22 protein-coding genes and 1 riboswitch are annotated in these 24,788 nt (G+C 69.6%); of the genes, 10 read left to right on the top strand and 12 right to left on the bottom strand.

All coding sequences use genetic code 11. The annotated features are described in order from the left end of the window. The first annotated feature begins 57 nt into the window (after positions 1-57). Complete coding sequence (locus B118_RS0110395; protein WP_018810248.1) at positions 58-2,541, top strand: DNA gyrase/topoisomerase IV subunit A; 2,484 nt, start codon at positions 58-60, stop codon at positions 2,539-2,541. 1 nt (position 2,542) lies between these two features. Here the strand turns inward: B118_RS0110395 and B118_RS0110390 are convergent, their stop codons facing one another. From B118_RS0110390 to pseB, 6 genes are read right to left on the bottom strand one after another with little or no spacing between them, the layout of a single operon-like run. After that, on the bottom strand, positions 2,543-3,607 hold the full coding sequence (locus B118_RS0110390; protein ID WP_028192735.1) for a PseG/SpsG family protein: 1,065 nt from the start codon (positions 3,605-3,607) through the stop codon (positions 2,543-2,545). Beyond that, entirely contained in the window at positions 3,604-4,335 is a 732-nt protein-coding gene (locus B118_RS0110385) for a cytidylyltransferase domain-containing protein (protein ID WP_018810250.1), read from the bottom strand. The genes B118_RS0110390 and B118_RS0110385 overlap by 4 nt, the downstream gene beginning before the upstream one ends. Further along, positions 4,332-6,107: a class I SAM-dependent methyltransferase gene (locus B118_RS0110380; protein ID WP_043541164.1), complete on the bottom strand. Its 1,776-nt coding sequence runs from the start codon at positions 6,105-6,107 to the stop codon at positions 4,332-4,334. The genes B118_RS0110385 and B118_RS0110380 overlap by 4 nt, the downstream gene beginning before the upstream one ends. Positions 6,108-6,129: 22 nt before the next feature. After that, complete coding sequence (locus tag B118_RS0110375) at positions 6,130-6,987, bottom strand: hypothetical protein (RefSeq protein ID WP_018810252.1); 858 nt, start codon at positions 6,985-6,987, stop codon at positions 6,130-6,132. A 10-nt stretch (positions 6,988-6,997) separates the two neighbouring features. Further along, complete coding sequence (locus tag B118_RS0110370; RefSeq protein ID WP_196231339.1) at positions 6,998-8,146, bottom strand: DegT/DnrJ/EryC1/StrS family aminotransferase; 1,149 nt, start codon at positions 8,144-8,146, stop codon at positions 6,998-7,000. 5 nt (positions 8,147-8,151) lie between these two features. Then, positions 8,152-9,129, bottom strand: a complete 978-nt coding sequence (gene pseB, locus B118_RS0110365) for a UDP-N-acetylglucosamine 4,6-dehydratase (inverting) (protein ID WP_018220343.1) — start codon at positions 9,127-9,129, stop codon at positions 8,152-8,154. A gap of 247 nt (positions 9,130-9,376) precedes the next feature. On the opposite strand from pseB, the gene B118_RS0110360 reads away from it, so the two are divergent. From B118_RS0110360 to B118_RS0110340, 5 genes are read left to right on the top strand one after another with little or no spacing between them, the layout of a single operon-like run. Continuing rightward, positions 9,377-9,619, top strand: coding sequence for an acyl carrier protein (locus B118_RS0110360; protein WP_018220342.1), 243 nt, complete (start codon positions 9,377-9,379; stop codon positions 9,617-9,619). Next, positions 9,600-10,352: an SDR family NAD(P)-dependent oxidoreductase gene (locus B118_RS0110355; RefSeq protein ID WP_018220341.1), complete on the top strand. Its 753-nt coding sequence runs from the start codon at positions 9,600-9,602 to the stop codon at positions 10,350-10,352. The genes B118_RS0110360 and B118_RS0110355 overlap by 20 nt, the downstream gene beginning before the upstream one ends. Then, positions 10,349-11,746 carry an AMP-binding protein gene (locus tag B118_RS0110350; RefSeq protein ID WP_028187635.1) on the top strand — a complete coding sequence of 466 codons (1,398 nt, stop codon included), beginning with the start codon at positions 10,349-10,351 and terminating at the stop codon, positions 11,744-11,746. Before B118_RS0110355 ends, B118_RS0110350 begins: the two co-directional genes overlap by 4 nt. Next, a complete protein-coding gene (locus B118_RS0110345) occupies positions 11,740-12,789 on the top strand; it encodes a LuxE/PaaK family acyltransferase (protein WP_028192733.1) in 1,050 nt (349 codons plus the stop codon). The genes B118_RS0110350 and B118_RS0110345 overlap by 7 nt, the downstream gene beginning before the upstream one ends. Further along, positions 12,786-14,009, top strand: coding sequence for an acyl-CoA reductase (locus B118_RS0110340; RefSeq protein WP_028192732.1), 1,224 nt, complete (start codon positions 12,786-12,788; stop codon positions 14,007-14,009). The genes B118_RS0110345 and B118_RS0110340 overlap by 4 nt, the downstream gene beginning before the upstream one ends. Before the next feature lie 49 nt (positions 14,010-14,058). Here B118_RS0110340 and pseI read toward each other — a convergent pair whose 3' ends face one another. Genes pseI through B118_RS0110325 form a run of 3 tightly spaced genes read right to left on the bottom strand, consistent with a single transcriptional unit; the run spans position 14,059 to position 16,711 of the window. Next, positions 14,059-15,111, bottom strand: a complete 1,053-nt coding sequence (gene pseI / locus B118_RS0110335; RefSeq protein ID WP_018810259.1) for a pseudaminic acid synthase — start codon at positions 15,109-15,111, stop codon at positions 14,059-14,061. Beyond that, a complete protein-coding gene (locus B118_RS0110330; protein ID WP_018810260.1) occupies positions 15,108-15,611 on the bottom strand; it encodes a GNAT family N-acetyltransferase in 504 nt (167 codons plus the stop codon). Before B118_RS0110330 ends, pseI begins: the two co-directional genes overlap by 4 nt. Then, positions 15,608-16,711 (bottom strand): glycosyltransferase family 2 protein, encoded by a 1,104-nt coding sequence (locus B118_RS0110325; protein WP_018810261.1) that lies wholly within the window; start codon positions 16,709-16,711, stop codon positions 15,608-15,610. Before B118_RS0110325 ends, B118_RS0110330 begins: the two co-directional genes overlap by 4 nt. 803 nt (positions 16,712-17,514) lie before the next feature. Beyond that, positions 17,515-17,649, top strand: a riboswitch (cyclic di-AMP (ydaO/yuaA leader). A gap of 222 nt (positions 17,650-17,871) precedes the next feature. On the opposite strand from B118_RS0110325, the gene B118_RS0110320 reads away from it, so the two are divergent. Further along, positions 17,872-18,741, top strand: coding sequence for a C39 family peptidase (locus tag B118_RS0110320; RefSeq protein WP_028192731.1), 870 nt, complete (start codon positions 17,872-17,874; stop codon positions 18,739-18,741). Positions 18,742-19,114: 373 nt separating this feature from the next. On the opposite strand, the gene B118_RS0110315 is transcribed toward B118_RS0110320, so the two are convergent. Together B118_RS0110315 and B118_RS0110310 are read right to left on the bottom strand one after the other, a co-directional pair. Then, positions 19,115-19,918 (bottom strand): ABC transporter ATP-binding protein, encoded by an 804-nt coding sequence (locus tag B118_RS0110315; RefSeq protein WP_018826557.1) that lies wholly within the window; start codon positions 19,916-19,918, stop codon positions 19,115-19,117. Continuing rightward, positions 19,905-20,807: an ABC transporter permease gene (locus tag B118_RS0110310; protein ID WP_018826558.1), complete on the bottom strand. Its 903-nt coding sequence runs from the start codon at positions 20,805-20,807 to the stop codon at positions 19,905-19,907. Before B118_RS0110310 ends, B118_RS0110315 begins: the two co-directional genes overlap by 14 nt. Positions 20,808-20,966: 159 nt before the next feature. On the opposite strand from B118_RS0110310, the gene B118_RS0110305 reads away from it, so the two are divergent. From B118_RS0110305 to B118_RS0110295, 3 genes are all read left to right on the top strand, one after another. Further along, on the top strand, positions 20,967-21,599 hold the full coding sequence (locus B118_RS0110305) for a TetR/AcrR family transcriptional regulator (protein WP_028187638.1): 633 nt from the start codon (positions 20,967-20,969) through the stop codon (positions 21,597-21,599). Between the two features lie 73 nt (positions 21,600-21,672). After that, complete coding sequence (locus tag B118_RS0110300) at positions 21,673-22,362, top strand: response regulator transcription factor (protein WP_232430465.1); 690 nt, start codon at positions 21,673-21,675, stop codon at positions 22,360-22,362. 6 nt (positions 22,363-22,368) lie between these two features. After that, on the top strand, positions 22,369-23,793 hold the full coding sequence (locus B118_RS0110295; protein ID WP_028192730.1) for a sensor histidine kinase: 1,425 nt from the start codon (positions 22,369-22,371) through the stop codon (positions 23,791-23,793). A 7-nt stretch (positions 23,794-23,800) separates the two neighbouring features. Here the strand turns inward: B118_RS0110295 and B118_RS0110290 are convergent, their stop codons facing one another. Continuing rightward, on the bottom strand, positions 23,801-24,757 hold the full coding sequence (locus B118_RS0110290; protein ID WP_026274059.1) for a TAXI family TRAP transporter solute-binding subunit: 957 nt from the start codon (positions 24,755-24,757) through the stop codon (positions 23,801-23,803). Positions 24,758-24,788: the final 31 nt, after the last annotated feature.

Below are 24,788 nucleotides of genomic sequence, written 5' to 3'. Positions count from 1 at the left end.
GCGGATCACGTGGGCACCGGCACGAGCACGGAAACAGTCCGAGGGGAAAGCTGAGTCATGGCACGCCGCAAGGGCCCGAAGGTCGACCTGTCCGCGTTCGATCAGGCGGGCGCCCGGGTTTTCGACAATCCGCTGGTCACCGAGGTCTCCGACTCCTACCTGGAGTACGCGTTCTCGGTCATCCACTCCCGCGCCCTGCCGGACGCCCGAGACGGGCTCAAGCCGGTGCACCGGCGCATCCTCTGGTCGATGTACGAGTCCGGCCACCGCCCGGACCGGGGGCACGTCAAGTCGGCTCGGGTGGTCGGCGACGTGATGGGCAAGTACCACCCGCACAGCGACGTGGCGATCTATGACGCGCTGGTCCGGCTGGCGCAGGACTTCTCCCTGAACGCGCCCCTGATCGACGGGCACGGCAACTTCGGTAGCCCCGACGACGGCCCGGCCGCGGCCCGCTACACCGAGGCCCGGATGTCGCGGGAGGCGATGCTGCTCGTCGGTGAGCTGGGCGAGGAGACCGTCGACCTGGGGCCGAACTACGACGGTTCGTTGACCCAGCCCACCGTGCTGCCGGCTGCCTTCCCGAACCTGCTGGTCAACGGTGCCTCGGGGATCGCGGTCGGGATGGCGACCAACATGATCCCGCACAACCTGGGTGAGGTGGTCTCCGCCGCCCGCTGGCTGATCAACCACCCGGACGCGACGCTGGACAAGCTGATGGAGTTCGTGCCGGGGCCGGACCTGCCGACCGGCGGGCTGCTGCTCGGCCTGGACGAGGTACGGCGGGCCTACGAGACCGGCCGTGGCGTGGTGCGGATGCGTGCCAAGGTGGAGATCGGCCCGATCGAGGGCAGCCGCGGCCGGCAGGCGATCACCGTCGTCGAGCTGCCCTACGGAATCGGCGCCGAGAAGGTCATCGCCGCCGTCACCAACGAGGTCACGAAGACCAAGCGGCTCACCGGGATCGCCGACGTCAAGGACCTCACCGACCGGGAGAACGGCACCCGGCTGGTCATCGAGTGCAAGGTCGGGGTGAATCCACAGGTACTCCTCGCCGACCTCTACCGGCTGACCCCGCTGGAACAGTCGTTCGGCGTCAACAATCTGGTACTGGTGGACGGTCAGCCGCAGACCCTGGGGCTGAAGGCCCTACTGGAGGTCTTCCTGTCCCACCGGTACGAGGTGGTGACCCGGCGCAGCGCGTACCGGAAGCGTCGGCGGGAGGAACGGCTGCACCTGGTGGACGGGCTGCTGGTCGCGCTGCTCGACATCGACCAGGTGGTCAAGCTGATCCGGGGCAGCGAGGACGCGCAGGCCGCGAAGGAAGGGCTCATGCGGCGCTTCGGGCTCTCCGAGATCCAGGCGACCTACATCCTTGACACACCGCTGCGCCGGCTTACCCGGTACGACCGGTTGGAACTGGAGGCCGAGCAGGAGAAGCTACGCGGCGAGATCGCCGAGTTGTCCCGGCTCCTGGACGATCCGAAGATCCTGCGGAAGGTCGTCTCCAGTGAACTGGGCGCGGTGGTGAAACAGTTCGCCGCGCCGCGCCGCACCACCCTGGTGGACGGGGATCTGAAGGAGGTGCTCGCCGCGTCCGCGCCGGCCGGCCCGCTGGAGGTCGCCGACGACCCCTGCCAGGTGATCCTCTCGTCAACTGGGCTGGTCGCCCGGACCGCCGCCGAGTCGGAGGAGGCGGTCGAGGGACATCGCCGGCATGGCCGGGTCCGGCACGACGCGGTCCGCGCCGTCGCCCACTCCACGGCCCGGGGCAGGGTACTGCTGGTCACCAGTGGCGGCCGGGCGTTCAAGGTGGACGTGCTGCCGCTGCCGGTGCTACCTGAGCAGTCCGGGACGGTCTCCCTGCGCGGTGGGATGTCCGCGGCCGAGTTGGTGCCGCTGGCGCCGGGGGAGACGGTGGTGGGGATCGCGCCGCTAGGTGCGTCCGCGGCGGGTTCGCCGGGGCTGGCGCTCGGCACCCGACACGGAATGGTGAAGGTCGCCACGCCGGACTGGCCGGTGCGCGCCGACGAGTTCGAAGTGATCACCCTCCGGGACGGGGACGAGGTGGTCGGGGCGACCTGGCTGACCGACGGAGCAGAGAGCCTCGCCTTCGTCACCTCGGAGGCGTCGCTGCTGCGCTACCCGGCGGGGTTGGTCCGTCCGCAGGGTTTGCGGGGCGGTGGCGTCGCCGGAGTCAGCCTTCCGGACGCCGCGCGGGTGGTCTACTTCGGCGCGGTCCGCACCGACGACCCCGCCCATGGCGAGCCGATGGTGGTCACCTCGACCGGCGCCACGGTGAAGGTGACACCGTTCGCGGCCTACCCGGCGAAGGGGCGGGCGACCAGCGGTGTACGTTCCCAGCGCTTCCTCAAGGGGGAGACCGAGGTGGTCGTCGCCTGGGTCGGTCCGCGTCCGGCCGGTGCCACAGCGAACGGCGAGCCGGTGGAGCTACCGGCGGCCGACCCACGCCGCGACGGCAGCGGTTTCGCCGTGCTCCTCGGCCCCGCGGTGATCGGCCATCAGATCGACCGCGACTGACCTACCGTTGGCCGGCCGGCGCGGTCGCTGCGACCAGCGCCTGGACGGCATCAGCCACGCGGGCCCGGCCTCGTCCATCCACCATGGCCCAGGCCCGTGCGGCGAGTTCGGCCCGGTGCTCGGCGGAGGCGAGCAGCTTGCGCAGGGTCCGGACGGCGCTGGTGCGGGCGGAGCTTCCGGCCGGTCCGGTGGCGGTCAGCTCGGTCAGCTCGCCGAGCCCGGCCGCGACACCCGCCCGGACCACCCGGTGGTACGAGTCGTGTTGGTTGTCGACCACGCAGACCAGCGCCGCGGGGGCACCGAGGCAGCAGAGCTCCCAGGTGGAGGTGCCGGCGGCGGAGACCACCAGGTCCGCCGCGGCGATCAGGTTCGGCAACGTGTCGGTCGGCGGCACCGTCCGCACCGTTTGCTGGGGGGCCGGGCGTAGCGTCGCCAACTCCGCCCCGATCGGGTCGCGGGCGACCACCACGGTCAGGTCCAACGGTTGTCCGGTGGCGAGTAGCAGCCGGGTCAGCGGCGGGGCGGCGCCGAACGCGTCGGTGCCGCCGAAGAAGGCGAGTACCCGGGGTCGAGCGGTCGGCGTCGGCGGGCGGGGCGCGGCTGGTCGTCGGTCGAGTATCTCCCGGCGGAGCAGGGCGTAGTTGGTGCCGGCGAGTAGCCGGTGGGCCGCTGCGTGACGGCTTGCGCCGAGGTTCTGGTCCAGGTACAGGTCGGCGTCCTGCCCGCGGGTGTCCCCGTCCACCACGGCGAGGGTACGAATGCCCGCCGCCCCCAGCGCCCCGGCGCAGGCCGGGTCCAGCTCGTACGAGTCCAGGACCAGCACGTCCAACTGGTGCTCGCGGGCCACCGCCACCAACTCGCGCGGGGTGTCCGGTCCGGGGTGGTGCGGGATGCCCTGGTTGGCGAGTTGGCGGGCGGCCCAGTCCACGTCGGCCACGCTGCCGAGCAGTGTGACGTGGGCGTCTCGGGCGAGAAACTCCTCGCCCAGGGCGAGGCAGCGGATGAGGTGGCCGACGCCGCGACGCGCGCCGGCGTCGCAGCGTAACCCGACCCGGAGGGTCTTCACGCCTCCTCCAGTTGCTTCTGCCGGACGTCGGCGTTGAGGGCCCGCAGCGCTGGGTGGTCGGCCAACCAGTCAGCGAGCGTGGCCAGCGGCACGGTGACGTCACCGAAGTGGTCGGCTATCGCGCCTACCAGGGCCAGGTCCTGTTCGGTGTCGAGGGTGAGCCTCAGGTCGGAGCGGTCCGGGGTGAGAGTCACCCCGAGCACCCGGAACATCTCCGGATGGGTGTACGCGTACGAGGTGACGTGGACCCGATGATGCTCGGTGGCGATCCGGTGCAGGGTCCGCAGCGCGTCCGCCTGGATGATCTCGACATCCATGCCGCGGGGCAGGGTTCGGGCGATTGAGGTGCTGACGTAGTCGAGGCCGGGGACCGCCTGGTAGACGTCGGCGACGAGTCGGATGATCTCCGGGTCGAGGAGGGGACAGTCGGCGGTGAAGCGGGCCACCGCGTGGCCCGGGTGCGTGTCCAACGCGCCGATGAAGCGGCTGAGGACGTCGTCCACCGGGCCGCGGTGGCAGGCGACGTCGAGCTTGGCGCACTCGTCCACGACCGCGTCGTCATCGGGCTCGGTGCTGGTGGCCACCACGAGGCCAGACAGCTTCTCGCTCTCCCGGGCGGCCCGGACCACCCGGCCGAGGACGCTGCGTCCGGCGAGTGGACGGAGCACCTTGCCGGGAAGCCGGGACGAACCCATCCGAGCCTGGACGACGCCGACGATGCCGCTCACTGCTGCCCACCCCGTACCGCCCGCTGGTTAGGCGCCTTGCGTAGGCGCCGCTTCAGCGCCCTGACGGCCCGTCTGGCCCAGCGGGCCGGGGTGATGACCAGCCGACCGAGCCGGAAGCTGACCGATCCGCTCAGCACTTTGATCATGGCGTCAGCTCGGCGTAGTGCCCGCTCCCGGCTGGTGATCAGGTCTTCGGTCCAGCGCAGCACCGCCTGGATTCGATTGAGTTCCTCGCGCTGGCGTAGCCACGCCTCGTGTAGCTGTTGGTAGCTTCGTTGGCCGGGTGGCGGCGAGTCCGGCTCCAGCGCCTCCAACTGGTCACGGAGCTCCTCCTGGCCCGCTGGGTTCAGGTCTGTTCGGGCGGCGATGAGCGCCGCCTCGGTCTCCACCGCCACCCGCACGGTGGCTCGGTCGAGGTTACGACCAGCCATCCCGCCAAGAACAACGGTGAGCCCAGCCAGGTCGAGAGTGGAAGACCAAGGGTGGGCGTAGCCGCCGGTCAGCAGGATGGCGGCGAACCGTCGGAGACCGCGGGCCAGTGCGACGTTCACCGGAAGCGGGACGGCTGCCTGCCAGCTCGGGTCGAGTACGGCAAACCGTTCCCCGTCCACCACCACGTTGTCAACCCCGGCCAGCGCCGGTGCGCCGGAGATCTGGCCGGCGACGGTGCACGAGTCGAGCCAGTGGGCGTATCCGGAGAGCAACGCACGCAGCTGGTCCAGGTCCTGCCGCAGGCACGCGTCCAACAGCAGGGTGCGCAGGAGGCGACCAGCCGGGATCGGCCCGGTCAACGCCCCGGGGTCCCGGTACGCCGGGCCGGTCTCCGGCGTGGTTCGCAGCGGCGGCTGGGTGAGCCGCCAGTGCCAATCCTGCCCGGCGGTCACCACCTCGATTCCCCCCATGTCGAGTGGGCCGGTCTGGACCAGCGCCACCGGCAGGTCGGCCGGCTCCACCGCCGGAAGCGGGCTGCGCCGGGCGTACCCCACCCATGCCGGGGCGAGCCCCGAGGCCAGCCCCGCGTGCAGCGCGTCAACCGCCAGCCGGGCCGGGTCCTGAAGCACCGACCTGTCGGCGTACCCGTCCGCGCAGGCATTGTGGAGCATTGCGTCGAGCAGGCCGGAGGAGGTCCCCTGGTCGAGTTCCTCGGTAGCCACCAGGGCGGTTATCGCCTTCGGGTGTGGATACGCCGCGAAGAAGGCGCCTGGGGTGAGGCCGGCATCGACGAGACGGCGGCGTAGCTGGTCGAGGTTGGCGGGGTGGCCGGCGTCCAGCACCCCCTCCACGGTCCACCGGTTGTCGTCCCGGGCGGCATACCAAGGGGACACGTCAACGATCCGGTGCAGACCGACGGGGTTGTCCATGCGGAGCAGCAGGGTCCCGCCCGGACGCAGCCGGTCGGCCAGCACGGCCAGCACGCCATCCCAACCGAGACGGGCTCCCTCGATGGATTCCACCGAATCCAGTCCGGACATGGCGATAACCACGTCGTACGTCTCGTCGGCGGGCAACCCGGCCGGGCCGCCGACGATCACTCGTACCGGGAGTTCGGCCGCGTGTTCGGCCAGCGCCACCCCGTCCAGGTGGCTGCGGAGCAGACAGGTCACCTCGGCGTGGGCCAGTCGGTCGAGGAAGCCGGGCGCGTGCGGCCCGGCCAGTAGTACCCGGGCACCGGCCGGCACCACCCGGGCGCCGAGGACGCCGAGGGGTCCGCCGTCGGTCGGCTCCTCGGCAGGTAGGTCGGACCACGCCAGCATCTCGCCGCCGGGCAGCATGATCTGCTGGGCTTGGTCAGTGTCAGTCGTCAAGGTCGTTCTCCTGAAGATGCGCCCAGCCGAGCAGCTCGCGTAGCTCGGCCGGGGCGCAGCGATGGTCGGTGCCCAACTCGGCGCGGGCGATTTCGACGGCGGTGGAGAGCCGGACCGACTCGCCGTGAAGTTCCGGCCACTGTCTGCGGATCCGGGCCGTGCCGCCGAAGGTCGGATCCTCGTCGGCAAGCACCATCGGGTCACCGTAGACCGCCGGTTCGCACCCGGCGGCGATGCCGTAGAAGATGGCGCTGGTCAGCCGGTTGGAGGCGACCCGCTGGTGCCGACGCAGTTCGGTGAGTTGCTTGTCGAGGAAGAGTGGGTCGGTGTCCCGCCACCAGTGGCCGCGGTAGCCGTGGCAGATGACCCGGAAGCCGGCCTTCTCGTAGAGTCTACGTACCCGGCGCATGCCGTATTCGTGCCAGTAGAGGCACACCGTCACCGGGCCGGGCTCGGTGTCCCGGATCCGGGCGATCAGTTCCTTGTGGTCGCCCTTGACATGCTGCCCCTCCCAGCCATGGAACGGGTACCAGATGGTGCCCTCCCGTGCCGTCGGCATGGCCTTCGCCAGTGGGGGATCCTGCGGACGCAGCGCGAGCAGGTAGATGAAGGGCGCCCCGACAACGACGACGTTTCGCCGTCCCACCGCCCAGGCCCGGCGACGGGTCTGGGCGGACCAGAGCAGGCTCGGTGTTCGTTCGACGTACGGATGGCCGGGTGCCAGCCCGTCGCCGATGTTCCAGCCGTGCTGGACATAGCCGTTGATCCGGGGCGGGTGCCGATCGCCGAACCCGCAGTATCGGGCGAGCACGTGGGCGTGGCCGTAGAAGTGGTTGGCGTGATGCATCGGTTCCGTCTCAACAAGCAGTGGTCGGCGCCGGCGCCCGCAGCGCGGTGGTGAGGGCGTCAACGACCCGCTCCTGGTCGGTGTCGCTGAGCGTCGGGTACAACGGAAGGGAGAGCTGCTGGTCGTAGAACGCCTCGGCGACCGGACAGGATCCGCGCCGGTAGCCGAGATCGGCGAAGACCGGGTGCAGGTGCGCCGGAAGGTAGTTGACCTGCACGCCGATGCCGGCGGCCCGCATCCGCTCGTAGACTTCGCGCCGCCGTCCGTCAAGCACCCGGATCGGGTACAGGTGCCAGGCTGGGCGGGCCCAGTAGCGGCGGGTCGGAGGCAGCACACCGGGCAGGTCGGCGAGCGCCTCGTCGTACCGTCGGACGAGCCGTTCCCGGGCGGTGCGGAACTCATCGAGTCGGCGCAGCTGGCTGCGGCCCAGCGCACAGAGGACATCGGGTAGTCGATAGTTGAGACCGAACTCGGACACCTCCTGGTGCCAGCCGCCCTCGTCCGGCCAGCGCTGCTCGGCCCGGTCCCGGACCAGGCCGTGGTTGCGGAACCGGCGGGCACGTTCCAGCACGGCTGGGTCGGTGGCCGCGACCGCGCCGCCCTCCGCCGTGGTGAGGTTCTTCGTGGGGAAGAACGAGAAGGTGGTCAGGTCAGCCAGCGAGCCGACCGGTTGCCCGCGGTAGGCGGCACCGATGGAGTGTGCGGCGTCGGCGAGTAGGAGCGCGTCGCTGCCGGACAGGGCGGGACGGAGGGCGTCGTAGTCGGCCGGATGACCGGCGTAGTCCACTGCCGCCACCACCCGGGTCCGGGACGTGACCGCGGCGGCCGCCGCCGCCGGGTCCAGGGTGAAGGTCTCCTCCTCGACATCGGCGAAGACCACCTTGGCGCCGAGGGCCACCGCGGTGCTCGCGGTGGCCACGAAGGTCATCGGCGGCACGACCACCTCGTCTCCGGGACCGACCTCGGCCGCCGCGTAGGCGGTGTGCAGCGCGGCGGTGCCGTTGGCGACCACCGCGCAGCCGACTCCGCCGGTCCAGCGGGCCAGGTCGTCCTCGAACGCCGACACCTGGGGGCCGGTGGTGAGCCAGTCCCCACGGAGGACGGCGGCGACCGCGGTCACGTCGTCCTCGATGATGGACTGCCGGCCGTACGGGAGCATCGTCGTCACGCGGTGATTCCGAGCATGTCGCGCATCTGGTCCGGGGTGAGCCAGAGGTCGTTGCTGTCCGACTGGTAGGCGAATCCGTCTGGTGCCGGCTCACAGTCACTCGGAGGCTGGTAGCCCCAGGTGGCGATGGTCGGCTGCACGATGTACCGGTCGGCGGCGCGCAGCGTGCGGCGGCTGTCGTCCGGCGCGATCATCTCCTCGTGCAGCTTCTCGCCGGGGCGAATGCCGATCTCGTGCGTGGTGGCCTCTGGGGCGACCGCCTCCACCAGGTCGAGGATGCGCATGCTGGGGATGCGGGGCACGAACAGCTCGCCGCCCTGCATCTGCTCAAACGAGTCCAGGACGAACTGGACCGCCTGCTCCAGCGTGATCCAGAACCGGGTCATTCGCTTGTCGGTGACGGGCAGGCTCCTGCCCTCGGCGGCGAGTCGCCGGAACAGCGGCACCACCGAGCCACGGCTGCCCATCACATTGCCGTAGCGGACCACGGCGAAGCGGGTCGGGTGGCCGGCGGCGTAGTGGTTGGCCGAGATGAAGAGCTTGTCGGCGACGAGCTTTGTCGCCCCGTACAGGTTGATCGGGCTGGATGCCTTGTCCGTGGAGAGTGCGATGACCTTCTGCACGCCGGCCTCGATGGCGGCATCAACGACGTGCTGGGAGCCGGTGACGTTGGTAGCGATGAACTCCGAGGGGTTGTACTCGGCGGTATCGACCTGTTTGAGGGCGGCGGCGTGCACCACGAAGTCGATTCCATGCATTGCCCGGGTGAGTCGGTGTCGGTCCCGGATATCGCCGAGGAACCAGCGTAGCCGCGGGTCGTTGCCGAGTTCCCGACGTAATTCGTACTGCTTGAGCTCGTCTCGGGAGAGCACCACCACCCGAGCTGGTGACGCGTGGGTGAGAATATTTCGGAGAAATGCCTTGCCGAAGGAGCCGGTTCCTCCGGTGATCAGAATGGACGAACCGTCTAACACGCTCAACTTTGGTACTCCGTTCCTGCTCATGCGGCTGCCGCGCGTGGGGGTATGTGGTTAGCGCTGGGGCGTGACCGGTCGGGCGCCGTCGCTTCCCGATGCTGCACTTCGCCGTTGGCCGTGCGAATGCTAGCAGCTTTTCGGGCGGTCGCAGCAGTCCAGTTTGGCGCTCACGTTTGACGCAACTCTCTCAGCTACACTCGGCCGTCGACCCGGCCGGGTGCGTCGGGCGGTTAGGAGTGTCGCGGTGGAACTCGAACGGCTTAGAAGCGTCTTTCGGAATTCCCTGGAAATTCCGAATGAATTTCCGGTAGACGACCTGGAATATCGGGGTAACGCGCAGTGGGACTCGCTCGCGCACATGTCCCTGGTCGCCGCGATCGAGGACGAGTTCGGGGTGATGCTCGACACTGACGAGGTGATCGACCTCAGCTCCTTCAACCGCGCGCAGCAGATTCTGGAGAAGCATGGTGTCGTCCTCGCCATCTGAACTGCCGGACCCGCGGTATGCGCTGATCACTGGATCGACCCGGGGGATCGGTCGGGCCATCGCGACCCGCCTGGCCGCGGCGGGCCACGCTGTCGCCGTTCACGGCCGAACCATCGGCGACGCCGAGCAGGTCGCCGCGGCGCTGCCGGGCGGCCCGCATCTGGCGGTGCACGGTGACGTCGCGGACCCGGAGCAGGTCCGCGCGCTGATCCGGCTCGTGTTCCAGCGCTGGCGGCGGCTGGACGCGCTCGTGGTCAACGCCGGCGTGCACGCGGCGGGTCTACTTGGTTCTGTCGCCGATCCGACAATCGAACGGCTCTTCTCGGTCAACGCGGCCGGTGCCGCGCACACCCTCCAGCAGGGCGTTCGGCTGCTGCGGCGGGGGCAGCGCCCCGCGGCGGTGCTGACCGCCTCAGTGGTTGGTACGGCCGGTGCCGCGGGCCAAGCCGTCTACGCCGCCAGCAAGGCCGCGATCGAAGGGCTGACCCGGTCCGCCGCGAAGGAACTCGGCCCGGCGGGGATCCGGGTCAACGCGGTGGCGCCCGGCTTCATCCGTACCGACCTCCTCGCTGACCTGGACGCCGAAGGCCGCGCGGCCCGGGTCGCGGCCACCCCGCTGGGGCGGCTGGGGGAGCCGGAGGAGGTCGCCGAGGTGGTGGCCTTCCTGCTGGATCCGGCGGCGAGCTTCGTGACCGGTCAGGTGGTCGGAGTGGACGGCGGTCTCACCCCGTGACCGGCCTGCTGCACCCCGACGCTCGCCTGGTGGATGCGGCCAACGGTGCCATGCTCGCCGGCGTCGACCTGCAGGACCGGGTTGCCGAGCTGGCCGCCGGGTTGGACCGGGAGCCGCCCGGAACAGTGCTGGCCGCCATGCCCACCACGGTCCCCGCGGTGCTGCGGTTCCTCGCGGCGCTGCACGCGGGTCGCCCGATCGCCCTGGTCGATCCGCGAATCGACGAGGAGCGGCTGGCCGAGTTGGCCGGTCGGTTCCGCCCGGCGGTGCTGTTCAGCGATGCCGAACTGCTGCCCGGGTATCGCCCCGGGCCGGACCAGCGGCTGGGCGGCTACCAGCGCCGCACCGGGGAGGTCGGGCCGGCCCCGCACCCGGAGCTGGCGCTGTTGCTGACCACCTCCGGCTCGACCGGCAGCCCCAAGCTGGTCCGGCTCTCTCAGGCGGCGGTGCTGGCCAACGCCGCGGCCATCAGCGCGGCGCTGGGGATCGATGGTGCCGAGGTCGCGTCGACCAGCCTGCCGCTGCACTACACCTTTGGGCTGTCGGTGCTCACCAGCCACCTCTACGCTGGCGCCACCGTGGTGGTCGAGGAGAACGCCCTCACCACGCGGGACTTCTGGTCCAGCCTGGACCGGTATCACGTCACCTCGCTGGCCGCGGTGCCATACCAGTACGAGATGCTGCGCCGGCTTCGCTTCGACCCCGTCCGCCACCCCCGGCTACGGACGCTCACCCAGGCCGGTGGACGGCTGAATCCCGACCTGGTCGAGGACTTCCATCGCCGGATGGCCGCGGTTGGTGGCCGGTTCTTCGTCATGTACGGGCAGACCGAGGCCACCGCGCGAATGACCGTGCTGCCCGCGGACCGACTGCCCGCGAAGCTCGGCTCGGTGGGTGTTCCGGTGCACGGTGGTGCGATCACTGTCAACCCTGGCGACGGAACCGAGACGACCGATCCGGGGCGCACTGGCGAGATCGTCTACCGGGGCGCCAACGTCATGATGGGGTACGCCGAGACCGCCGCGGACCTGGCCCGGGGCGATGATCTGGGCGGGGTGCTGCGTACCGGCGACCTCGGCCGGCTGGACGACGAGGGATTCCTGTACCTCACCGGCAGGATCAAGCGGATCGCCAAGATCTTTGGGGTGCGGGTAAACCTCGACGACGTCGAGCGGTCCCTCGCGCAGCATGGCCCGGTCGCCGCCGTGGCCGGCCCAGACCGCTTGGTGTTGGTCGCTGAGGGCGCCGACGACGACCGACTGGCCCGGATTCGGACCGAGGCCGCCGCGGGGCTTGGCACCCACTCCTCCGGCATCCTGGTCCGCAGCGTTGCCGCGCTGCCGCTGACCGCCACCGGAAAGCCTGACTACCGAGCCCTGGAGGACCAGTGCTGACCGACGTGTTCACGCTGCCCCAGCCCGACAAGGAGAAGCAACTACGTGACGAGCTGAACGCCCTGGTGTCGCACCATCGGCGGTCCTGCCCGCCGTACGCCCGGATCCTGGAGGCACTCGATCTGCGCGGCGAGGCGGCGACTGTGGCCGAACTGCCCTGGCTGCCGGTCCGGCTGTTCAAGACCAGGAAGCTGGTGAGTGTTCCGGAAGATCAGGTGATCCGGGTGCTCACCTCCAGCGGAACGACCGGCGAGGTGAGCCGGATCCACCTCGATCGCGCGGCGGCGGCCACCCAGTCCCGGATGCTCGCCCGGACCCTCGCGACGGTGCTCGGCCCGCGCCGGCTGCCAATGCTGGTGGTGGAGGGTCGGGGCGTGGTCGGCGACCGCCGCTCCTACTCTGCGCGGGGCGCGGGTGCCCTCGGCATGGTGAACTTCGGTCGGGACCACCACTGGCTGCTTGACGCCGACGATCGACCGGACGTCGAGGCGCTGCGGGCCTTCCTGGACCGGCACGGTCGTACGCCCTTCCTGATCTTCGGGTTCACCTTCATGGTCTGGACCTACCTCTACGAGGTGGCCCGCGAGCACGGACTGGACCTTTCCCAGGGCATCCTGGTGCACTCCGGCGGCTGGAAGAAGCTCGCCGACCGGGCGGTCGACAACGCCGAGTTCCGTCGCCGCTTCGGCGTGGACACCGGTCTGACCCGGATCCACAACTTCTACGGGATGGTCGAGCAGATCGGCACCGTCTTCCTGGAGGGGCCGGAGGGCGGCTCGCTCTACTGCCCGGACTTCGCCGATGTGATCATCCGGGACCCGGTGACCTGGCAGGAGGCGCCGGTGGGCACGCCAGGGATCATCGAGGTGCTGAGTACCCTGCCCACCTCGTACCCCGGGCAGGTGCTGCTCACCGAGGACCTTGGCGTGGTGCATGGAATCGACGACGGGCACTGGCCCGGTAAGCGCTTCGGCGTGCTCGGCCGGTTGCCCCGCGCTGAGGCGCGTGGCTGCAGCGACACCTATCCGGGAGGTACGCCATGACGCTACGGATGCGTTTCCCCGTCGGCGAGACCATCTCCGTGTCGGACCTGCTGGCACCGGACGAGGCGGAGCCGTTGGCCGTCGGAGATCCGCGGATGGTGGACTTCCTGGCCACGGTCGCCAACCGGCTACTCACTCCGGCGCTGGCCCGGCGGCACCCCGAGCTGGGGTCCCTCGGCTTCTTCCTCCGCCGTCGGGAATTGCTGGGCGCGATCGAGCGGCTGCACTCCACGCTTGGGCCGGACACGCTCGTGTTCCCCCGCGGGCGGGTGTTCCACGTCCCACCGGCCAATGTAGACACCATCTTCGTCTACTCGTGGGCGCTCTCCGCGCTGGCGGGTAACACCAACGTGGTCCGGGTGTCGCCGCGGTCCGCGGCGGCCGCCGAGACGGTACTCGAGGTGCTCAACGCCAGCCTCGCCGAGGCTGACCCGGTGGTGGCGCGTACCCAGCACATGGTCACCTACGGCCACGATGACGCGGTGACCGCCGAGCTGAGCGCCACCAGCGACCTGCGCGTCCTCTGGGGCGGGGACCGGGCGGTGGAGAACCTTCGACGGCATCCACTCGCGCCGGCAGCCCGGGACCTCACCTTCCCTGACCGGTCCTCCTTCGCCATGCTGTCGGTGTCCGGCTGGGCGGCGGCGTCGGCGCAACGGCGGCGGGACGCGGCCAACGCGTTCGCCAACGACGCGTACTGGTTTGATCAGGCGGCCTGCGCCTCGCCACGTACCGTCTTCCTGGTCGGCGCGGCGGAGCAGGCTGAGGAGGTCCGCGCCGAGTTCGTCGCCCTGCTGGACGGCGTGGTCCGGGAGCGCGGCTGGGACGTGGACGCGGCGATGGCGGTGGAGCAGCGGGTCGGTGCGTACGGGCTGGCTGCCGACGGGGGCGTGCGGCGGATGGTCTTCCACCGCAATGCCCTGGCAACCCTGGAACTGGCCGAGGTCTCCGCCACCCCGCGGCACTGGCTGGGCGCCGGCACCTTCCCCTTCGTCACAGTGTCGGACCTGACGGAGCTGGTGCCGTTCGTGCGTCGCCGCGACCAGACCCTCACCCACTTCGGCTTTGCTCGGGACGAGCTGACGGCGCTGGCCCGGAGCCTGGGGGGACGAGGAATAGACCGGATCGTGCCGTTCGGCGCGGCGTTGACCTTCGCTCCGGTGTGGGACGGCCACGATTTGCTGCGGGAGTTCGTGCGGCTGGTCACGGTCAACTGCTGAGGACAGCTGGGGCCCGGGTGATCATAACCTCGGGCCCCTTCGAGTCCGATCAGATCTGCTCCCAGCCCAACGGGGTGCCGCGTTCCACGTCCCGGGTGAAGGTGCGCCCGAGTACCCGGTCCAACTCGTCCGGGTGCAGCCCCCCGGCCGGTCGGATGGACCGGATGTTCGCGCGGGTAACCGGCTCTCCGGCCCGCACCTCGGCGACCACGTGCAGCGAGCGGCGGAAGCGCAGGCCCTCACGTTCGGTGGGGGTGGGGCCGACCACCGCACTGCCCATCGCCGTCCAGGCGCGCTCGGTCTCCACCCGCAGCGCCGCCAGCTCGGCCGGTTCCAGCGAGAAGTCCGAGTCCACGCCCCCGTCGGCCCGGGCCAGCGTGACATGCTTCTCGACCAGGCAGGCCCCCAACGCCACCGAGGCCACTGGTACCCCGATCCCGGGTGTGTGGTCGGAGAGGCCGACCGGCAAGCCGAAGGCGTCGGCCAGCACCGGTATGCGGCGCAGGTTACTGTCCTGCGGAGGCGCCGGGTAGGAGGCGGTACAGGCGAGGAGCACCACGCCATCGGCACCCCCCTCGTGGGCCGCCCGGACCGCGGCGTCGATCTCCGCCATCGTGGCCATCCCCGTGGAGATGACCAGTGGTTTGCCGGTACTCGCGACCAGCCGGATCAACGGCAGGTCGACCAGTTCCGACGAGGCGATCTTGTACGCCGGAGCGTTCAGCTCCTCCAGCAGCTCCACCGCGGTGTGGTCGAACGGCGAGGAGAAGACCGTCAGTCCGTGCTGGCGGGCCCGCTCGAAGAGCGGCCCATGCCACTCGTACGGCGTGTGCGCCCGCTGAAAGAGCTGGTAGAGGTTCTCGCCGCCCCACAGGTCATGCCCGTCGGAGATACGAAAGGCCGGGCTGTCGTGGTCGATGGTGATGGTGTCCGGTGTGTACGTCTGCAGCTTGAGTGCCTGGGCGCCGCTCGCCGCCACCGCGTCCACGATCTCCAGTGCCCGGTCCAGGCTGCCGTTGTGGTTACCGGAAACCTCGGCAACCACGAGTGGCGGCTCGCCGGGCCCGACCAGGTGTGGCCCGATCTTTACTGTGCTGCTCATGCTCTCCTGCTCAGTTCTGTCCACACCACCTGGTGCGGTCTACCGTCAATGTCCCGTTCATAGCGCCGGATGACCCGGAACCCGAAGCGGCGGTGTAGCGCCAGTACTGGTTGGTTGTCGGCCAGGGTCTCGCCGCCGAGGGTTTGGGCCGCGAGTGACCCGAAGGCGTGCTCGATCGCGGCCTGCTGCAGCCCGATCCAGGCGGGTAGCAGCTCACCGCGTTCCTCAAGGCCCACAATGTCCAGGTAGAACCCCCAGGTCAGGGCCTTGTCCTGGGAGGCGACACCGGTGAAGGTCACGACGCCGGCCGACCTCTCACCGTGCAGATAGATGAGCACCCGGCGGTCGGGCTCGTCCCGCACCGCCGACCACCAGGCCAGGTGTTCCTCCGGAGCGATCTCGTGCTGGGTCAGGCTCGTGCCGCGTACCTGGGGGTGGTTGCGCCAGCGCCGCATCCGGTCGAGGTCTCCGGAGTCGGCCGGACGCAGGGTGGCGGTCATCGGGAAGCCGTCAGTGGGTCAGGCTGCTGCTCGGCGGAGACCGCCGTACGGCCGGCAGGCGGGACGGTGCTGGCCTTCGACGGAGGCCGCCTGGCGAGCCGATGCGCGGTGCGCAGCGCGGTGTAGAGCAGGTAGCTGTTCGCCGCAAGGAGGCGATGCTTGAGGCCCCGCACCCCGCCGGGGCGAGGATAGCCGCCGGCCGGCCGGTAGCGCTGGTACTGGGTGGCCGCCTCACGGAAGAAGGGGCGACGCAGCTTCGCGGGCATTCGATGGTCGTTGCCCACCACCACGAGCAGGTGACTGACCATCAACCCGAACAGGTCGGCGTGCAGTTTGGTCTCCTGGGGGTAGGCGGTAGACAACCATTCGAATAGTCGATTGTATTGGTTGAACGCGTCGAAGTGTCGTTCGCTGGGGGTGGCGGTGATCGCGCCGGGTCGGCCCAGTCGGTAGTAGTAGCAGACCCGATTGAGCACCGTGATCCGCTCCGCCGAGATAAGCAGCGGGTGGCTGAATGGGATGTCCTCGTACCAGCCGGGGAAGAAAAGCAGGCCCAGGTTGTCGAGGAAGGTGCGGCGGACCACCTTGTTCCAGGCGGTGTGCTGGACTCGGAGCAGCTCCGGGCGCTCGGTCAGCCGGACGCAGCGGTCCACCCCCCGGAGTAGCGGGCTGCTGGCGTCGGGCTCTTCGCGGCCGTCGTGGTGTACGCGGAGATGGTCCAGTAGCAGCACGTCCGGTCGATCGGCGCGCAGTCGCTCCAACACCGCTGAGACCGAGCCTGGCGGCAGCCAGTCGTCGCTGTCCACGAACCAGACGTATCGGCCGGTCGACGCCTTCAGCCCAGCGTTGCGGGCCAGGCCGAGCCCCACGTTGTTCGGCAGGGTGACCGTACGCGTCGCCGGTCGGCGGGTGGCGTAGGCGTGCAGCAAATCGCCGCATCGGTCGGGAGAGGCGTCATCAACCGCGACCACCTCTACGTCGGCGGCGTCGGCGTCGTTCAGCCCACCAAGGATCGAGTCGAGGCAATCATATAAATATTCCTCAACGCGATATACGGGGACGATCACGCTCAGCAGTGGCTGTCGAGTATTGGTGACCACCCGGAGAGGTTAGCGGGAACGAGTGGCGGACTGTTGGTGCACGGGATGAGATTTCCTTGAACGGTTTTGGAGCGCTAGGTTAAGAAAAAGGTTCTTCGCGACTCGGCCCGTCCTACCCGATAGGGACAACATGAGATCCCCTCCCTTTGGGGCAAGGGCAGGGGTGTCGCCCGGCCAGGGCCCACCCGTGTTCCCGGACGACCTGGAGTGCGTGGTCCTGATCGCGAGGAGAGACTGTCGAGCCGGGGCTGACCCCGCCACGCGCCGCCTTCCTGATCGCGGGGCAACGCCACCGGTGGGGAGATCCGGCCAGCCAGAAGCGCTGTTCGACGGCTTGGTTCAGGAATCCTTCGGCTTCTCGATGGCTTCGTGCTGGTCCGGCCCGGCCGGAGGGCGAACCGAAGGGTGCCCTGCTGCGTTGGTAGGTCGGCCAGTCCTGGCCGGTCGGCGACCTGGGGGTATGTCCAGGGGCTGGATTCGGCGAAGGTGCCGCCGGTACTGCGGTCGCCTTGCGGCTCGCGTGGACCCGACTCTATGAGGTCGATCATAGTTTGACCGAACCGGTCAAGCGCCTCAGACTGTTCGACCAACGCAGTAATCCTGTCGCAGATTTCGGTGAACCGTCCTGTTCCTGACCAGAAGTGCCGTGACCGCTCACCGTCCCATTGATTCGGAGCCGGAGACACTGTCCGAAAATTTTTGCCATGATCAATGTTTTAGTAGGTCAGGGAGGGTTGGCAGTGTTGTGGCTGGCCAGTAGTGTCGGCGCGTCCGGTGCGGTCAACGTTCGCAGGAGGCGACGCCGTGCCGACCCGCTCAATTGCCGAAAGGCGAACCGGGGACCCGTTCTACCTGGGGTGAATCCGCGAGTTTCGCGGTAGGGCGCACTTCCCGTCCGAATCCGTCAGCTAACCCGGTCGGCGGTATCGGAAGGAGTCTTTTAGTGCAGCATTATTCCGCTCAGTGGGCATTACGCCGATACGGTGCTGCGGTGTCCGTGCCCGTCCGGCCTACCGCCGGGCGCTGACCCATCCCGCACAGCCCGGCGACTGACCGGGCGTACTCCCCTCGTGGCCACCGGCGCACGAATTTCGGATCCGTGCGGCCCACCTCTGCCTGCCCACCCAACGGCGCGGTGCGCCACAGCCCCCCGACAGCCTGTGGAGGAACCCGTGAAACATCGCCTGAAACGACAGCTCCGCCGTCTGACCCCGGAGCGCCCGTACCAGTTGGCCGCCGCTTCGGCTGCCGTCCTCGTACTGGCCACCGGTGCCGGCGCCCTCGCCGTTGGCGGCGACGAGGACTCCATCTCGCCGGTGCCCGTCACCGCCGCCTCCGAGGCCGGCAGCGACCTCGCTGACTCGGGCCCAGAGGCGGTCGCGGTCAACGCCGCGCCTCCGAGTGCTGAGCCGTCGACTGCTGAGCCGTCGACTGCTGAGCCGAGTGCTGAGCCGTTGAGTGCTGAGCCGAGTGCGCCAACGGCAGACCCGGACCTGACCGAGGAGGCGGCACCGGAGCCACCGACGTCCAAGGTGCTGGAGTATGACTACCAAGCGCAGATCAACTTCTACTACTGCGGCCCCGCCGCCGTCCGGAACGCCCTCAGCGCTACCGGCGTTGCGCGGACGCAGGATGAACTCGCTGGCCCGCTCGGCACCGACCAGTTCGGCACCGACTCGGCCGAGGACACCACGCGGGTGCTCAATGCCGAGGTGGCAGGGGAGCCCTACCAGACCCGGATGATTTCGGGCGGCTCGGCCACCCCGGCGCAGATGGACCAGCTTCAGGCCGACGTGGTCAAGGCCATCTCCGAGGACCGGAGCGTGGTGGTGAACATCGCCGGCTCCGCCACCGACACCGCCGGCGGATGGCACTCCTTCCCGGGCGGTCACTACGTCGCTGTGGTCGGATACGACGACGATGGTCGTCTGGTGCAGATCGCCGACTCGGCGAATCCAGCGACCAGCTCGTACTGGATGACCACGATCGCCCTGGCGAACTGGGCCGCGACGCGCGGCTACTCCGCCTGACCGACCGCGCCTGGCGGGCACCGAACCCCCACAGGTTCGGTGCCCGCCGCCGTGCCGTGTCGCCGGTGCGAAGGCCGGGGCCCACCACGACCGGCGGCAGGTTGCCGCGGGAGCGCCCGCGCCGAGAGCCCGGAACCCGGCTTGCTTGACGACCCGGGTTCACCGTAAGCGAATTATCGATGCGATAGCTCAGGGTGGGCAGCACCCATAGGCTGATGCCTGTCTTCGACGTACGGGGTGAACCTGAGGGCGTAGCCACCGGTCCTGGGGTGTGCCAGCTGGTGGCCGGGGCCGCCGCCCGAAACCGGCCGGTGAAGAGTAGGTCGGAGTGCGCCGTCAACCAATCGACTGATGACGCACTTCGCCAGGGTGGCTACCTTCCTTCGTACGCCCGGCAGACCTCGTCGGTCGGGCCGTCCATCTTCAGCACGCCGCCCTCAAGCCAGATGGTTCGTTCGCAGGTGTCCCTGATGGAGCTGAGTGAATGGCTGACCAGAAAGACCGTGCCCGCATTTGCGCGTAGCTCGCGGACGCGCTGTTCACTACGGACCCGGAACTTCCGGTCTCCGGTGGCCAGCGCCTCGTCGATGAGCAGCACGTCGTGCTCCTTCGCGGCGGCAATGGCGAAGCGCAGCCGTGCCCCCATCCCGGAGGAGTAGGTGCGCATCGGCAGGGACGCGAAATCCCCCCGCTCGTTGATGCCGGAGAATTCGATGATCTCTGGAGTGATGCGCTTGACCCGCTCCGGAGACATTCCCATCGCCAGGCAGCCCAGCGCTACGTTTCGTTCGCCAGAGAGGTCATTGAGCAGGGCCGCGTTCACGCCGAGTAGTGAGGGCTGTCCCAGCGTGTAGACCGCACCCCGGGCCGGCGGGAGTAGTCCGGCGATGGTTCGCAGCAGGCTCGACTTGCCGGATCCGTTGCTACCGATCAGACCGATGGCCTCGCCCTGGTAGGCAGTAAAACTGACTCCCTTGATCGCGTGTACCTCGCGAATGTTCGGAGTGCTGGTGCGAGACACGATGCGTTTGAGGGCGGCGGTGGCGCCGGTGTTGGCCGCGGCGCCCTTGTGAATTCGATAGATCACATGGACGTCATCCGCGATGACGGTGGGAACGCGCTGCGAGTCCACCGTGCTGGGGTCCGTTGGGGCCTGGGTCTGCTCAGCCACGTCCATACTCCTTCTCCCCGCGCCAGAAGTAGACGAATCCGCCGATGCCGACGACGAGTGTCCAGGCCAGGGCCGTCCCCCAGAGCTGCATGGGTGCGGCGACCAGGTTATCTCGGTTCGACTCCAGTAGGGCGTACCGGGCCAGCTCGATGTAGATCAGTGCCGGATTGGCCTCCATCAGGGTCGCGGCCCAGTCTGGTAGGTGATCGCGGAGCAGCGATACCGGGTAGAGCACGCCGGAGGCGTAGAGCCAGGTACGGAGCACGAACGGCATGATCTGCTTGAGGTCGGTGACCTTGGAGCCGAATCGTGCCATCACCATGGTGAGGCCGATGTTGAAGATTGTCTGCAGGAACAGAATCGGGGCGAGCAGTAGCCAACGGAGGGTGATCGGCTCGCCGGTGAGCAGCACGATGGCGGCCAGGACCACCATCGACATGAGTAGCTGCTGGAGCTGCACCAGGGTGACCGTGATGGGTAGGGCGGCTCGCGGGAAGTGCAGGGCCCGGATCAGCCCGAGATTGGCGTTGATCGCACTGGTGCCGTTCGCCACCGCGGTTTGGGTGAAGATGAAGACGAACACACCGGTGCAGAGGTAGGCGATGAAGTTATCTATACCGCGTCCCTGGGACAGGATCACGCCGAAAATCAGGTAGTAGACCGCCGCGTTGGTGATCGGGGTCAGTACCTGCCACAGTTGGCCGAGCCGGGTGTTGCTGAGCGACGAGGTTACCTTCGCTCGGGAATACGCGGTGATGAAGTGCCGGTATGCCCAGACCTGGCGGGTGTACTCGCGCAGGGGTGGTCTGTCGTTCGCGACCTTCAGCCCGTGCCGCTGCGCGAGCTCGGCGGGGGTCAGCCTGGGGTCGAGGTTGGCCACCGCGGTGTTGGCCATGGTCGAGCGCTCCGATCTTCTGTGCCATTGGGGAGCAGGTGGTTCGCGTCACAGCGACGGGCGGGCGTTGTTGGCCTGGGAGGCGCCGTGCTGCTGCCTGGAAGTTAGTGTACGACGCGTCGCGACGCAACCGTACCGTCGTTACGGTACCTTGTTGACGTGGTGGTCGAGAAGAAGCGCTCCCCGGTCGGTGCCGCGGTGCTGCGGGATGACATCACCGTGGCCATCCGTGGTGCGGTCGTGGCGGAGCTGGCCGAGGTGGGCTATGGGCGGCTGTCAATCGAGGCGGTAGCCCGGCGGGCTGGGGTGAGCAAGGCCGCTGTCTATCGCCGTTGGCGTTCGAAGCTCGATTTGGTGCTGGATCTGGTCTCCGCAACGGCTGGCCGCAACCTGCCGCTGCTCGACACCGGCAGCCTCCTGGGTGACCTGGAGCTTCTGCTTCAGGTAATGGCTCGTGCGCTGCAGCACCGGATGGCCCTGCAGATCATCCCGGACCTGCTCGCCGAGGCGGCGCGCACCCCACAGATCGCCGAGAAGCTCCACCAGACGCTCGAGGACTACCAGCGGACGATAGGTCTCGTGGTGATCGGCCGGGCGGTCGAGCGCGGCGAGCTGTCGGCCGCCACCGACCAGCGTCTCGCGGTGGACCTGATCGTCGGGCCGATCTACTGGCGGCTGGCGATCACCCGGACCCCGTTGGGAACCGCGGAGGTGCGCCGGGCAGCGGAAATGATTGTGGCCGCGCTGCAGGTGGCAGGCGCGGGGCCCGACGCCCCCGAGGCGGAGGTATGAGGTTGGTGCCCCAGCGCGGGCGCGTCAACCAAGGCTGCGCTCTCCCCCGAACCGGCGCCATCTGCGACCATTCGTGGTCAACGAAGGCGAGAGTTGGGGGCACCGGGTGCGGATCCTGCTTGTCGAGGACGACCACCGGGTGGCCGCCGCGCTCACGGCGGCTCTGACCCGGCGCGGTTACCAGGTGGAGCACGCGGCGACGGTCGCCGCCGCGCTCCGCGCAGCCCCATGCGACCTGGCCCTGCTGGATCTCACCCTGCCCGACGGGGACGGCACCGACCTGTGTCGGGAACTGCGGCGGCGCAGCAACCAACTCGGGATTATCGCGGTGACCGCGCGGGGGGAGGAGCGAGACCGGGTGCTGGGGCTGCGGATCGGTGCGGACGACTACGTGGTCAAGCCGTTCTCGATGGTGGAGTTGCAGGCCCGGATCGAGGCGGTGCTGCGCCGCGCCGCCCAGGCCGCGCCAGAGCGCAACCTGATCGAGGTCGGTCCGCTCCAGATCGATGTGGCGGCCCGGACGGTCCGCATCCACGCCCAGGAGGTGGCGCTGACCCGTAAGGAGTTCGACGTGCTCCTCTCTCTGGCCCGCCAGCCCGGGTCCGCCGTGCCCCGCGATCGGATTCTGCTCGACGCCTGGGGCACCACCTTCGCCGACCGGCACACCGTCGAGGTGCACGTCGGCTCGCTCCGCGGCAAGCTGGGCGATCCCGGCCTGGTGGAGACCGTACGCGGGATCGGCTACCGGCTGCGGAACGGGTGAGGCGCGGTGCGCCGCCGCCTGGTGATCAGCTATCTGCTGCTGATGGTGCTGGTCCTGGTTGCCCTGGAGACCCCGCTCGCGGCCACGCTGGCCAGTCGGGAGACCGAGCGGGTCCGCGCCGACCGGCTCGCCGATGCCACCCGCTTCGCGTCGTTGGCCGACGCGGCGCTGCGCGGCGGCAGCACCGGCCCGATCGGCAGTGAGTTGGACCGCTACGACGAGCTGTACGGCATCGGGGCCGCGGTCGTCGACCGGGACCGGCGGACGGTGGTCGCGTCGTCGAGCTGGCGACCCGCCTCGGGCACCCGGGGGGCGCTCGACGTGGCCCTCTCCGGCCAGCAGGCCAGCGGGCCCGACTCGGTGCTGCCCTGGGTGGACGCCCCGATCGTCGTCGCGGTGCCGATCAACGACGGCGGCGAGGTCCTCGGCGCGGTGGTCACCACCACCCCCACCGATCGGATCCGGGAGGCCGTCACCACCTGGTGGCTGCTGCTCGCCGGTGCCGGCCTGCTCGCGGTGCTGGCCTGTGTCTCGACCGCGTTCGCCCTGGCCGGATGGGTACTGCGACCAGTCACCGAGCTGGACGCGGTGACCCACGAGATCGCCGAGGGCGACCGGAACGCCCGCGTGCAGCATCGGCAGGGCCCACCCGAACTGCGCCGCCTGGCGGCGAGCTTCAACCACATGGCCGACGCCGTATCCGACGTGATGGATCGGCAGCGGGCGTTCGTGGCGCATGCCAGCCACCAACTCCGCAATCCGTTGACGGCACTGCGGTTGCGGGTCGAGGAGCTGGGGCCCAGCCTGGGTGACCCGCAGGGCGAGGCCGAGCACCAGCTTGCCCTGGCCGAGACCGACCGGCTGGCGCTGGTGCTGGATGCTCTGCTTACCCTGGCTCGGGCCGAGCGGACGGAGAACCTGCGCGTGACCGTTGACGCGGCAGCGGTCGCCGCGAGCCGGGTGGCGGCGTGGGAGCCACTCGCGCGCCGCCGGGGGATCTCCCTGCGGCTGGACCCCGATGCTGCTCCGGCGTATGCGACAACCGTGCCGACCGCCGTTGACCAGGCGCTTGACGCGTTGATCGACAACGCGGTGAAGTTCAGCGCCGCGGGGGGTGAGGTGACGGTGGCGGTTCGGGGCCGGGAGGACGGGACGACCCTGCAGGTACGCGACACCGGCCCGGGTATGACGGCCAGCCAGCTCGACCAGGCGACCGAACGGTTCTGGCGGGCGCCGGAGGCGCAGAACATCGACGGTGCCGGGCTGGGCCTGGCCATCGTCGCCGTCCTGGTGGACGCCTCCGCGGGGCGGCTCAGTATGCGTCCGAACCAGCCTCATGGCCTGATCGCTGCCCTCTGGTTTCCCGCGTCGCTGCCCATCGCCGCCGACGACGGGGAACAGGAAGCGTCCCGCCCCGCGGCTCGGTGCTGACCGGTGGCTACGGTTTGACCGCGTTGTACCAGACCACCGCCCCGGGGTGCAGTGGTAGGGGCGTGGTGTTGATGGCTGAGCGCGGACTCATCCGGCCGGCTGCGGGGTGCGCCGACGCCAGTTCCTCGCGTCGCTCCATCAGGAGCCGGGTCAGGTCCCGGACCAGTCCCGCTGGCAGGTCGGCCCGGACGATCAGGTAGTTCGGGTTGGCGACGGTGGTCACCGGGTCCACCCCGTACACCGAGCGGGGAACGTCCCGGGAGACGTAGAAGCCGGGGTGCTGGGCGCGCAGCGGCGTGCTCCACTCGCCCAGGTCGACCAGTTGGACGCCCCGTTGTGCGGCCAGCGTCGCTACCGCCCCCACCGGTAGGCCGCCGGAGAAGAAGAACGCGTCAATCTGGCCTGCCCGCAGCGCCGTCACCGAGTCGTCCAGGCCGAGCCGTTCCCGGCGTACCGCATCCCCGCCGAGCTGGGCGACATCGAGCAGTCGGGACGTGGTGATCTCGGTGCCGGAGCCGGGTGCCCCCACCGAGACCTGCCGGCCCCGCAGGTCGGTGAGGGTGCGGATGCCGCTGGTCGGGGTGGTGATGAGATGTAGGAGGTCGTCGTAGACGCGGGCCACGGCGGCCATCGTCGGCGGCGTGGCCGCGACGGTGGGGAGCGCGTCGGCCTGGGTGAAGCCGAGTTCCGCCGCGCCAGCACTCACCAGCTGGATGTTCTCCGCCGACGCGGCGGTCACCAGCACCTCAGCCTCAACGTTCGGTAGCTCCCGATTGAGGATGGTGGCCAGTGACTGACCGAAGGCGTAGTAGACGGCGGTGGGACTGCCGGTGGCGATGCGGATCTGCACGGTTGGTGGCGGGCCGTGCTGGCATCCGGTGAGCCCCGGCAGCGCCATCGCCAGAAGCAGTACGGATAGCACCGCGTCGCGTCGGCGACCTGGGATTCTGATCACGCGCTGCACTGTGCGTCGGACGCGTGGTCGGACGCAACCC

The organism is Salinispora pacifica CNR114 (assembly GCF_000514775.1).
Lineage (GTDB): Bacteria > Actinomycetota > Actinomycetes > Mycobacteriales > Micromonosporaceae > Micromonospora > Micromonospora pacifica.
This window is presented reverse-complemented; position numbering and strand designations above follow the sequence as displayed.

Bases quoted from the DNA above. Each gene is read 5' to 3' on its own strand.
- B118_RS0110395 (WP_018810248.1), top strand. From the start codon at position 58: ATGGCACGCCGCAAGGGCCCGAAGGTCGACCTGTCCGCGTTCGATCAG.
- B118_RS0110380 (WP_043541164.1), bottom strand. From the start codon at position 6,107: ATGCTGCCCGGCGGCGAGATGCTGGCGTGGTCCGACCTACCTGCCGAG.
- B118_RS0110375 (WP_018810252.1), bottom strand. From the start codon at position 6,987: ATGCATCACGCCAACCACTTCTACGGCCACGCCCACGTGCTCGCCCGA.
- B118_RS0110370 (WP_196231339.1), bottom strand. From the start codon at position 8,146: ATGCTCCCGTACGGCCGGCAGTCCATCATCGAGGACGACGTGACCGCG.
- B118_RS0110340 (WP_028192732.1), top strand. From the start codon at position 12,786: ATGACGCTACGGATGCGTTTCCCCGTCGGCGAGACCATCTCCGTGTCG.
- pseI (WP_018810259.1), bottom strand. From the start codon at position 15,111: ATGAGCAGCACAGTAAAGATCGGGCCACACCTGGTCGGGCCCGGCGAG.
- B118_RS0110330 (WP_018810260.1), bottom strand. From the start codon at position 15,611: ATGACCGCCACCCTGCGTCCGGCCGACTCCGGAGACCTCGACCGGATG.
- B118_RS0110315 (WP_018826557.1), bottom strand. From the start codon at position 19,918: ATGGACGTGGCTGAGCAGACCCAGGCCCCAACGGACCCCAGCACGGTG.
- B118_RS0110310 (WP_018826558.1), bottom strand. From the start codon at position 20,807: ATGGCCAACACCGCGGTGGCCAACCTCGACCCCAGGCTGACCCCCGCC.